Origin of the sequence: Paenibacillus darwinianus, assembly GCF_000598065.1 — a bacterium.
Classification (GTDB): Bacteria; Bacillota; Bacilli; order Paenibacillales; family Paenibacillaceae; genus Paenibacillus_I; species Paenibacillus_I darwinianus.
On the sequence record NZ_KK082116.1, the window covers coordinates 12139 to 22619 of the forward strand.

General features: G+C 56.0%; 11 protein-coding genes and 2 tRNA genes. 10 read left to right on the forward strand and 3 right to left on the reverse strand.

Annotated elements, in window-relative coordinates:
• Positions 1-430: asparagine synthetase B family protein (locus BG52_RS15030; protein WP_036666592.1), on the reverse strand; the 430-nt coding region annotated here is incomplete at its 3' end.
• A 133-nt stretch (positions 431-563) separates the two neighbouring features.
• Between BG52_RS15030 and BG52_RS00795 the strand changes: the two genes are divergently transcribed.
• The 3 genes from BG52_RS00795 to BG52_RS15785 all read left to right on the forward strand — a co-directional run bounded on the left by BG52_RS00795 (position 564) and on the right by BG52_RS15785 (position 1707).
• Complete coding sequence (locus BG52_RS00795) at positions 564-917, forward strand: hypothetical protein (RefSeq protein WP_036585716.1); 354 nt, start codon at positions 564-566, stop codon at positions 915-917.
• On the forward strand, positions 914-1258 hold the full coding sequence (locus tag BG52_RS00800; RefSeq protein WP_036585717.1) for a hypothetical protein: 345 nt from the start codon (positions 914-916) through the stop codon (positions 1256-1258). Before BG52_RS00795 ends, BG52_RS00800 begins: the two co-directional genes overlap by 4 nt.
• A gap of 305 nt (positions 1259-1563) precedes the next feature.
• Positions 1564-1707: a hypothetical protein gene (locus BG52_RS15785; RefSeq protein ID WP_190287427.1), complete on the forward strand. Its 144-nt coding sequence runs from the start codon at positions 1564-1566 to the stop codon at positions 1705-1707.
• Positions 1708-1837: 130 nt separating this feature from the next.
• On the opposite strand, the gene BG52_RS00805 is transcribed toward BG52_RS15785, so the two are convergent.
• A tRNA-Arg gene (locus tag BG52_RS00805) sits at positions 1838-1914 on the reverse strand.
• Positions 1915-1931: 17 nt separating this feature from the next.
• Positions 1932-2005 (reverse strand) — tRNA-Gly (locus tag BG52_RS00810).
• Between the two features lie 139 nt (positions 2006-2144).
• On the opposite strand from BG52_RS00810, the gene BG52_RS00815 reads away from it, so the two are divergent.
• The 7 genes from BG52_RS00815 to BG52_RS00845 form a co-directional block, all read left to right on the forward strand.
• On the forward strand, positions 2145-3095 hold the full coding sequence (locus tag BG52_RS00815; protein ID WP_223298885.1) for a hypothetical protein: 951 nt from the start codon (positions 2145-2147) through the stop codon (positions 3093-3095).
• Positions 3096-3180: 85 nt separating this feature from the next.
• The gene (gene tig / locus BG52_RS00820) at positions 3181-4482 is read left to right on the forward strand and encodes a trigger factor (RefSeq protein ID WP_036585718.1); all 1302 of its coding nucleotides are present in this window, start codon (positions 3181-3183) and stop codon (positions 4480-4482) included.
• Between the two features lie 233 nt (positions 4483-4715).
• Entirely contained in the window at positions 4716-5309 is a 594-nt protein-coding gene (gene clpP, locus BG52_RS00825; RefSeq protein ID WP_036585719.1) for an ATP-dependent Clp endopeptidase proteolytic subunit ClpP, read from the forward strand.
• Between the two features lie 26 nt (positions 5310-5335).
• Complete coding sequence (clpX, locus tag BG52_RS00830) at positions 5336-6592, forward strand: ATP-dependent protease ATP-binding subunit ClpX (protein WP_036585720.1); 1257 nt, start codon at positions 5336-5338, stop codon at positions 6590-6592.
• Positions 6593-6688: 96 nt separating this feature from the next.
• Positions 6689-7795: a flavodoxin-dependent (E)-4-hydroxy-3-methylbut-2-enyl-diphosphate synthase gene (gene ispG / locus BG52_RS00835; RefSeq protein WP_036585721.1), complete on the forward strand. Its 1107-nt coding sequence runs from the start codon at positions 6689-6691 to the stop codon at positions 7793-7795.
• A 111-nt stretch (positions 7796-7906) separates the two neighbouring features.
• Positions 7907-9610 carry an ATP-dependent protease LonB gene (lonB, locus tag BG52_RS00840; protein ID WP_036585722.1) on the forward strand — a complete coding sequence of 568 codons (1704 nt, stop codon included), beginning with the start codon at positions 7907-7909 and terminating at the stop codon, positions 9608-9610.
• 37 nt (positions 9611-9647) lie between these two features.
• A partial coding sequence (locus tag BG52_RS00845; RefSeq protein ID WP_036666595.1) for an LON peptidase substrate-binding domain-containing protein occupies positions 9648-10481 on the forward strand: 834 nt, incomplete at its 3' end.

The following is a 10481-nucleotide window of genomic DNA, read 5'->3' on the forward strand; positions in this document are numbered from 1 at the left end:
GCCGATCCCGGGCCGCGAACAGCCGCTGCTCCAGCGAATCCCATACCGCAAACGCAAAAATACCATTGAAATGTTCCAAAGAAGCGGGACCCCATTCGATATAGGCGACAAGCAGCACCTCGGTGTCGCAAGTCGTGGTGAAGCGATGCCCGCGGCCGGCGAGCTCCCTTTTCAGCTCAAGCGCATTATAAAGCTCCCCGTTGTACACCACAACGTAGCGGTTGTCTCCTTCGCTTCTGATCATCGGCTGGGCGCCGTTCTCCGGGTCGATGACGCTGAGCCTGCGGTGGCCGAGCGCGCAATGCGCCGTAATCCAGGTGCCGGATGCGTCGGGTCCGCGCGGTGCGAGCGTTTCGGTCATTTTCTCCAAGACGGCGCTTTGTTGCGTCAAATCTTGCGTCCAGTCGATCCATCCGGTGATTCCGCACATGTCGATCATTCCTCTCCCGTGGTTTATCCGTATGGCGCGGTATAGAGGTATATGCGTCCGGAGGTCATAAAATGTCTGTCCCGACGGCAACCTAAGACGGGTAACTATATGGGTAAAAAGGAGCGTCGGCCTTATGACGAGTGCGGACGAAAAAGCAGAACGGCGGCCGTATTTTGTCTCCGTCGGAGCGGGTCAAATATTGTCGGACCCGACGGCATCCGCTTACGAGCTTGAAATCAACGCGAGCGGCGAAGAGGTGAACCGGCTGCAGACGCTGTTCGAGGAGCTTGCCAGCATGGATGAGGCGGAGGTATGGCATTATGTGGGCCATCCGCTGGAGGGCTCAGACATGACCGACCGGCTTACCGAGAGCAGCGGCGGGCTTGTCACCCGCATTTACAAGCTGCTGCATGAGCTCGGAACGGAGCGGACCCGAACGTTTATTGAAGGGGACATGCATTTGACAGGAAAGGGGAATGGCAGATGATCGAGGTTCGGCATGCCTCCTTTCGGAGGACGGCCAATCGCAACGGCCGGTTCTGCGGCGAGGTGGAAGTGACGACGAACGATGCGAGGACGCCGGTCGTGCTAGCATATTTCACGGCTTCCCAGGACAATGATTACGATATGGTCGATATACTGGCCAATGACGCGGATACGGAGATCGATTGGTACGACAACAATATGCATCAGGCTTTCGCCAGCCGCAGCGAATGGTTCGAGACGGATGAGATGAAGACGGACTGGGGAGAGCGGGAGTCGTTCAAGGAGCAGGTGCTCGCCTTCGGCAGCGTGCGGGAGGATCTGGCGCGGGAGCTTCTCGATTGAACACAGAAGCCCCGGCCGCTGCCTTTTTTGGCCATGGGAAATGGGAAATGGAAGGCATACCGTTTCGCCGTTTTTTTCTGAATGCCAGCCCTGTCGAAATAAAACCGCACCGCTTTTTCTTTGCGGGTCATTGCCGGCTTCCTCCTTTGTCCGTTTTTGGTCACATGTTATTACCCATGACGTCCATCGGGTAATCGCTTGCGGCCATACAAAGCAAGGCGACGGCAAATGCTGGCTGGCTTGAAGCGTTGTGCAAACGGGCATCCTAACAAGGCAGAGCCACAACAACCTGGGAGGGATGCAGCGTGTCGAGACGGAAAGGGCAGACGAATCATCAGCGAATGCAAGCCATGCGGGCGGAGTCGATTCAAGCGCAGGAAAGTATGGCGAACACGGAGCCAACCTACCACGCGGAGCGGCATGAGCCGAACCGGCCGTCGACCGGCTGACCGCACACCAAGCCAAGCTTAAGCTGCTGAAAATGTCAAAAAAACCCGCGAAGCCTTCGCGGGTTATATTTCGCCAACGGAAATTCATAGGAACCATCACCGGAACCAAGTGTCGCATCCCGGGTTTAAGTGGCGTCCCAGGAGGGATTCGAACCCCCGACAACTCGCTTAGAAGGCGAGTGCTCTATCCGACTGAGCTACTGGGACAAGCGACAATGATTGGGTGGAGCGGGTGAAGGGAATCGAACCCTCGCCTCAAGCTTGGGAAGCTGGCGTTCTGCCATTGAACTACACCCGCGTTCTGAGCAAAGGTTATGATAGCACACAGCCGGGTAAAAAGCAATAAAGGCCGGCTGCGCCTTTTTATTTTAACGTACCGGCGTGCTATACTTAGTTGGCTGTCATGAGAAAGCGAACGGTTCGCGACAAATAAGGCGGTGTTAGCTATTACCACTCCCAAATCTCCCAATGAGGATGAGAACAAGGAGAACGTATACCTGTTTCCCAGTATGCTCGACCACTATCAAATTCAACTGACGCGCCTGCTTGAGGCGGAGCAGTTCGGCGAAGCCAAGAAGCTGCTGCGTTTTCTTCTGCAGTGCAAGGGAGAGGACGAGCGGCATTATGAGGAATGGCGGAATTTGCTCGGATGGATCGAGATGGCTTTCCCGGAGGGCATCGAAGCGCCGGATCGAACGGACGGTGACGGGCCGGACGAGCGGGAGTTGCGGGACAAGGTGCTCGGCGCCCATGGCGCCGAAAATTCCGATGAAGCGTACGTGAAGCAGGTGCTTCATGTGATGCGCCACCACCCGTTGATCGAACAGCAGTTGTTGGCGCTTGAGCGCGCCGTATACCTGGAAGGTGCGGAGGTCGACCGGACCATTCTGGACTGGCTCGTATCCGCGGAGCTGCATCCGGCCGTTCAATTCCGGGCGCTGCAAGCGCTGCGCCGCCGCGGCGTGACGGGTAAAATTTCCTTCGAGCGCTTGGGCGAGACGGTAGAGCTGGACGTGGAGAGCACACCGCTGGCGATGGACGAGTTTCCGGGGCCGGTCGCCGCTATATTGGAGCGCGTAGAGAGCGTAACGGAAGTGACCGACTCCACGCTGCCTCATTTTGCCCGGGAGCTCTGGAAGGAATGTCTGCAATTTCTTTATGCAACCGCAGATTATAACCGAATTATCGAGGGCGGCGAGGACACGGTGGACTGTTGGGCCGCCGCGCTTCATGTGAATCTGCTGCTCGCTGCATACGGAACGACCGACGATGAACAGATTCGCGATACATACGGTATTCCGGAATCGCTGAGATTCCGCTACGAGCAGGCAAGCAAGGCGATCAGGCGAATCGGCGTTGCCAATTCGGAGCCGCCCTTCCAACCTTGAATTTTGTTGGGATGTTGTTTATAATAGAATGGTTAAAAATTGTGACTAGGTGACGGACGTGTCATTTTGGAGGGGAAGGCATAATATGAAAGCAAGTTGGGAAATAATAGAAAAGAATCAAGGTGTGCTGAACGTTGAGGTTAATGCCGATCAAGTAACGGAAGCGCTGGACAAGGCGTTTAAGAAAGTATCGCAGAAAGTGAACGTTCCGGGCTTCCGCAAAGGCAAAGTGCCACGGGGGATTTTCGAGGCGCGTTTCGGCGTCGAGAGCCTTTACCAGGATGCGATCGACATTTTGCTGCCGGATGCCTATGCGGACGCCATCAAGGAAACCGGCATCGAGCCGGTCGACCGCCCGGAAATCGATGTCGAGCAATTCGGCAAAGGACAAACGTTCGTATTCAAGGCGAAAGTGCTTGTAAAGCCTGAAGTGAAGCTGGGCGAATACAAGGGTCTTGAAGTGCCGGTCGCCGAAGCCGAAGTGACCGACGAAGAGTTGAATGCGGAGCTCGAGCGTCTCCAGCAGCGTCACGCCGAGCTCGTCGTGATCGATGAAGGCGCGGTGGAGAAGGGCGATATCACAATTATCGATTTTGAGGGTTCCGTCGACGGAGAGCCGTTCGAAGGCGGCTCCAGCGAGCGCTACTCGCTCGAAATCGGCTCCGGCTCGTTCATTCCGGGCTTTGAGGACCAGCTCGTCGGCATGCGAATCGGCGACTTCAAGGACGTGGAAGTGACCTTCCCGGAAAATTACCACGCTGAGGACCTTAAGGGCAAAGCCGCCGTGTTCAAGGTCAAGCTGCACGAAATCAAGCGCAAAAACCTGCCGGCGCTCGACGACGAGTTCGCGAAGGACGTCAGCGAGTTTGATACGCTCGAGGAGTACAAGCAGGACCTGGCCGCCAGCCTGAAGGCGCGCAAGGAGAAGGACGCGGAGCAAGCTCGCGAAACGGCTGTAATCGAGAAAGCTGCTGCCGGAGCGGAAGTAGACATCCCGGCGGTCATGATCGAGACGGAAACGGATTATATGATCCGCGATTTCGAGAACCGCCTCAAGCAGCAAGGAATGAACCTGGAGCTGTACTATCAGTTCTCCGGACAGGACGAATCCGCTCTGCGCGAGCAGATGAAATCCGATGCGGAGAAGCGGGTGCTCAACAACCTTGTGCTTGAAGCGGTAGCCAAGCAGGAAGGGATCGTCGTTTCCGAGGACGAGCTGTCCGAGGAGCTGGAGAAGCTGGCGAAAATGTACAACCGCCCGGCCGAGGAGCTGCGCGACATTTTCACCCGCAACGGCAACCTGGACAACCTGAAGGAAGAATTAACGCTTCGCAAGACGATCAAATTTCTCGTCGACAACAGCAAAGCCGTTTCCCCAGTCGCTTAAACTACAGCCGACAACGGCGAAAGCCAACATACGAAATGAGGCACGTTCCTTAAGGCACGTGCCTCATTTCGCCCTTACATAGTTTTTCGTCCGTATCAAAAGGGGGGCATCCCCCCATACATATTGCGAGTTCCCTTCCGTATACTGTACAGAACCGGTAGAAATGACATCGCTCTTTGAACATGCTAAAATATAAAGGTAACCCAAGCCAAAAAAGAAAAGAGGTTGGTCGCATGAATCTGGTACCTATCGTAGTTGAACAAAGCAATCGGGGAGAACGTTCCTATGATATTTACTCCCGGCTCCTAAGAGACCGGATCATATTTCTGGGGAGCGCTATCGACGACGACGTAGCCAATCTCATTATCGCTCAGCTGCTTTTCCTGGCGGCCGACGACCCTGAGAAAGACATTCACCTTTATATCAACTCGCCCGGCGGTTCGGTTACTGCGGGAATGGGTATATTTGATACAATGCAGTACATTAAGCCGGATGTGTCGACGATTTGCGTCGGCATGGCCGCGAGCATGGGCTCTCTGCTGCTGACGGCCGGTGCGAAAGGCAAAAGGTTCGCGCTGCCCAACAGCGAAGTGATGATTCACCAGCCGCTCGGCGGCGTTCGGGGACAAGCGACGGATATCAAGATCCACGCGGATTGGATTTTGAAGACGAAGCAAAAGCTGAACCAGATTTACGTGGAGAGGACGGGACAGCCCTACGAGAAAATTGATCGCGATACCGACCGCGACTTTTTCATGAGCGCGGAAGAAGCGCTCGCGTACGGTCTGATCGACAAGGTGGTCACCACACCTGCGTCCGTGGTATAGTTTATTTTGAATGAAGGGGTGATCCGATGTTTAAATTCAATGACGAAAAAGGGCAGCTGAAGTGTTCCTTCTGCGGCAAATCGCAGGACCAGGTCCGAAAGTTGGTCGCCGGTCCGGGCGTCTATATATGCGACGAATGCATTGAGCTTTGCACTGAAATTGTGGAAGAAGAACTGGGTACCGATGAAGAGCTCGATCTGAAGGACGTTCCGAAGCCGAAGGACATCCGGGTCGTTCTGGATCAATATGTCATCGGCCAAGACCAGGCGAAGAAATCGCTTGCCGTTGCGGTATACAACCACTACAAGCGGATCAATTCGCAGAGCAAGCTGGAGGATGTCGAGCTGCAGAAAAGCAATATTCTGCTCGTCGGTCCGACCGGCTCGGGCAAAACGCTGCTCGCGCAGACGATGGCGAAAATCCTCAACGTTCCGTTCGCGATCGCGGACGCGACGTCGCTCACGGAAGCCGGTTATGTCGGTGAAGATGTGGAGAACATTCTGCTGAAGCTGATTCAAGCGGCGGATTACGATGTGGAGAAGGCCGAGCGGGGCATTATTTATATCGACGAGATCGATAAAGTAGCCCGCAAATCCGAGAATCCGTCGATTACGCGCGATGTTTCGGGCGAGGGCGTGCAGCAGGCGCTCCTCAAAATTCTCGAAGGCACGGTCGCTTCCGTTCCGCCGCAGGGCGGACGCAAGCACCCGCATCAGGAGTTTATCCAGATCGACACGACGAACATTCTGTTCATTTGCGGCGGCGCGTTTGACGGCTTGGAGCAAATCATCAAGCGCCGGATCGGCAAAAAGGTGATCGGCTTCAACGCGAACGGCGAAAGCCAGAAGGAATTGAAGCCGGGTGAATATTTGTCGCTCGTGCTTCCGGAGGACCTCCTGAAGTTCGGTCTTATTCCGGAGTTCGTCGGTCGTTTGCCGGTCATTTCGGCGCTGGAGCCGCTTGACGAGGAGGCGCTGGTCCGGATTTTGTCCGAACCGAAAAACGCGCTGGTCAAGCAGTACCAGAAACTGCTTGAAATGGACAACGTCAAGCTTGACTTCGAGCCGGCGGCGCTGGATGCGATCGCGAAGGAAGCGATCAAGCGCAACACCGGCGCTCGCGGCCTGCGCGCCATCATCGAGGGCATCATGCTCGAGGTGATGTACGAGGTGCCTTCCCGCGACGACGTCAACAACTGCATGATCACCGAGAAAGTGGTCCAGGACAAAATCATGCCGGAGCTTTCTTCAAAGAAAGGAAAGAAAAAAGAGGAAAGCGCCTAATTTTATATTCGATTACCGTTACTCCACCTTTGCCCGGAGAAGCCGACCGGCTTCCCGGCGGGGTGGGTTTTGACGTTAATAGGAGAGAGGGATAGAATGTTTCATCGGAAGGATACGGTACCGGTCAAAGTTGGGGACCTGACCATCGGCGGAAGCGACGAAGTCATTATTCAAAGCATGTGTACGACCAAGACGGCGGACGTGGAAGCGACCGTAAGCGAGATTCTACGACTGGAGGAAGCGGGCTGCCAAATCGTACGGGTAACGGTCAACAATATGGAAGCGGCCGATGCTATCAAGGAAATCAAGAAACGGATTCATATCCCGCTGGTCGCGGACATTCATTTCGATTACAGGCTTGCGCTCGCGGCTATTGAGAACGGAGTCGACAAGGTCCGGATCAATCCCGGCAACATCGGCCGCCGAGAGAAGGTGGAAGCGGTCGTCCAGGCATGCAAGGCCCGTGGCATTCCGATTCGCATCGGTGTGAACGCCGGTTCGCTTGAGAACCACCTACTGGAAAAATACGGGTATCCTACGCCGGAAGCGATGGTGGAAAGCGCGCTGTTCCACATCGGCATTCTTGAAGAGCTCGACTTTCACGATATCATCGTGTCCTTGAAGGCTTCCGATGTGCCGATGGCGATTGCCGCCTACGCGATGGCCGCTGAAAAGATCCGCTACCCGCTGCACTTGGGAATAACGGAAGCCGGTACTTTGGTTACCGGAACGATCAAAAGCTCGGCCGGCATCGGCGCGCTGCTTGCCATGGGCATCGGCAACACGGTGCGGATCAGCCTGAGCGCCGATCCGGTCGAGGAAGTCAAGGTGGCGCGTGAGTTGCTGAAGACGTTCGGCCTTATTACGAACGCCGCTACGCTCATTTCCTGCCCGACCTGCGGGCGTCTTGACATCGACCTGTTCTCGATCGCCAACGAGGTGGAGGATTACATCTCGAAGATCAAGGTGCCGATCAAGGTCTCGGTGCTCGGTTGTGCGGTCAATGGACCGGGAGAAGCGCGCGAAGCCGATATCGGCATTGCCGGCGCGCGCGGCGAGGGCATGCTGTTCCGCTACGGCGAAATGATCCGCAAGGTACCCGAAGCCGAGCTTCTTAATGAGCTGAAGAAGGAAATCGACGAAATCGTCCGCGTCTACGAAGCAACCGGCGAAATTCCGGGCCGCAAGCACCAGCACGCGTGAGAGGCCGGTCTTGACTTAAATATACCCCCGAGTTGTATGAGGTCCGGCAATCAGGCAATACTACCAAGTATTAGCCTTATTGGCCGGACTTTTGTATTGGAGGGGAATCTGATGAATCTGAGTATCGTTTTAATGTTGATTCAGGTGTTTTTCGCGGTGGTGATTGGGCTGTACTTCTGGAATTTACTGCGCAGCCAGAAGACGAACCGTTCGGCGGTCGACAAGGAGTCGCGCAAGGAAATGGATAAGCTGCGCAAGCTGCGTTCGGTGTCGCTCACCAAACCGCTTTCCGAGAAAACCAGGCCGCAAACGATGCAGGATATCATCGGTCAGCACGACGGCCTTCGCGCGCTCAAGGCCTCGCTCTGCAGCGCTAACCCGCAGCACGTCATCATTTACGGGCCGCCCGGCGTCGGCAAAACGGCGGCGGCGCGCGTCGTGCTCGAGGAAGCGAAGAAAAACCCGGCGTCGCCGTTCCTGCCTGAGGCGAAATTTACGGAAATCGACGCGACAACCGCCCGGTTCGACGAGCGCGGTATCGCCGACCCGTTGATCGGCTCGGTGCACGATCCGATTTATCAAGGGGCCGGCGCCATGGGTGTAGCCGGCATTCCTCAGCCGAAGCCGGGTGCGGTGACGAAGGCGCATGGAGGCGTGCTGTTCATCGATGAAATCGGCGAATTGCATCCGATTCAAATGAACAAGCTGTTAAAGGTACTCGAAGACCGGAAGGTGTTTTTGGAGAGCGCCTATTACAGCAGCGAAGACAATAACATACCTATGTATATCCATGATATTTTTCAGAACGGGCTGCCGGCTGATTTCCGGCTCGTCGGCGCGACCACGCGGTCTCCTCAGGATCTGCCGCCGGCACTGCGTTCGCGGTGCATGGAGATCTATTTCAGGCCGCTGCTTCCCGAAGAAATCGGCACGATCGCTTCGAACGCAATGGTCAAGATCGGGTTTCCGGTCAGTCAAGAAGCGGTTAATGTCATAATGAAGTATGCCACGAACGGCCGCGAGGCCGTCAATATCGTGCAGCTTGCCGCCGGATTGGCGATGTCCGATAAGCGGGAGCAAATCAACGCCTCCGATATCGAATGGGTCGTCAACAGCAGCCAAATTCCGCCGCGGCCGGACCGTAAGGTGCCCGGAGCGCCGCAGGTCGGTTTCGTGAACGGACTTGCTGTTTATGGTCCGAATATGGGCACGCTGCTTGAGATTGAAGTCAGCGCCATTCCGGCGCGCGGAGGCAAAGGAATCTTCACGATTACAGGGGTCGTGGATGAAGAGGAGCTTGGCGGCGGCACGCGTACGCTGCGCCGTAAAAGCATGGCCAAAGGCTCTGTGGAGAACGTGTTCACCGTGCTGAGACGCTATGGGCTGCATCCGCAGAACTACGATTTGCATATTAATTTCCCCGGCGGGACGCCCGTCGACGGTCCGTCCGCCGGCATCGCAATGCTGATCGCGATCGCTTCGGCGATTCTCGGGGAGCCTGTCGACCACAAGCTGGCGATGACCGGGGAGGTGGGCATCCACGGCAACGTCAAGCCGGTCGGCGGCGTGCTGGCCAAGGTGGAGGCCGCCTTCCAGGGCGGGGCGGAAACGGTCATTGTGCCGAAGGACAACTGGCAGGATATATTCGGCGGGCTAGAGGGGTTGAAGGTGATTCCGGCCGACCGGATCGATGACGTGTTCCGGACCGTGTTTCCCACGCATGAGCTGCGTTTCACCGAGCAAGATTCCGCGGCTCCGGCGGAGCTCTTCGCAACGCCGAGCGTGTCGTATTTGCAGGCGGATTCCGCAGAATGATAAAATAGGGAGTAATACACATTACGGAGGTGCTTGCATGGGACCAGGCAAATGGAAAGGACGTCGGTTGCCGCTGTTGCCGCTGAGGGGCCTTCTCGTGTATCCCAGCATGGTGCTCCATCTGGACGTCGGCAGGGAGAAATCGGTCCGGGCGTTGGAGCGGTCAATGATCGACGATCATATGATCTTGCTGTGTTCGCAGTCGGAAGTCAACATCGAAGAGCCGACGGAAGAGGATATTTACAGGGTTGGCACGATTGCGCGCGTCAGACAGATGCTGAAGCTTCCCAACGGCACGATTCGCGTTCTTGTCGAAGGTGTCGTTCGTGCCGAAATTACGGATTATATACCGAATGACGATTTTTACGAAGTGGCCGCCAGGGAGCTGCCGGAGCAGGAGACGACCGATCCGGAGCTTGACGCGCTTATGCGGACCGTTCTCAGTCAGTTCGAGCATTATATCAATTTGTCGAAAAAAGTGACACCCGAAACGCTGGCCGCAGTATCCGACATCGATGAACCCGGCCGGCTGGCCGACGTCATTACGAGCCACCTGTCGCTTAAAATCAAAGACAAGCAGGAGATTCTGGAGACGGTGGACGTCCGTCAGCGGCTTGAGAAGCTGCTGGACATTCTGAATAACGAGCGTGAAGTGCTCGAGCTTGAGCGCAAGATCAGCCAGCGTGTCAAGAAGCAGATGGAGAAGACGCAGAAGGAATATTATTTGCGCGAGCAGATGAAGGCGATCCAGAAGGAGCTTGGCGACAAGGAAGGCCGTGCCGGCGAGGTCGAGGAGCTGCGGAATCGGCTAGCCGAAGCCGGCGTGCCGGATAACGTCAAGGAGAAGATCGACAAGGAAATCGACCGGCTC

Excerpts from the sequence above, each read along its gene's own strand:
- BG52_RS00795 (WP_036585716.1), top strand. The coding sequence starts at position 564 with ATGACGAGTGCGGACGAAAAAGCAGAACGGCGGCCGTATTTTGTCTCC.
- BG52_RS00800 (WP_036585717.1), top strand. The coding sequence starts at position 914 with ATGATCGAGGTTCGGCATGCCTCCTTTCGGAGGACGGCCAATCGCAAC.
- tig (WP_036585718.1), top strand. The coding sequence starts at position 3,181 with ATGAAAGCAAGTTGGGAAATAATAGAAAAGAATCAAGGTGTGCTGAAC.
- clpP (WP_036585719.1), top strand. The coding sequence starts at position 4,716 with ATGAATCTGGTACCTATCGTAGTTGAACAAAGCAATCGGGGAGAACGT.
- clpX (WP_036585720.1), top strand. The coding sequence starts at position 5,336 with ATGTTTAAATTCAATGACGAAAAAGGGCAGCTGAAGTGTTCCTTCTGC.
- ispG (WP_036585721.1), top strand. The coding sequence starts at position 6,689 with ATGTTTCATCGGAAGGATACGGTACCGGTCAAAGTTGGGGACCTGACC.
- lonB (WP_036585722.1), top strand. The coding sequence starts at position 7,907 with ATGAATCTGAGTATCGTTTTAATGTTGATTCAGGTGTTTTTCGCGGTG.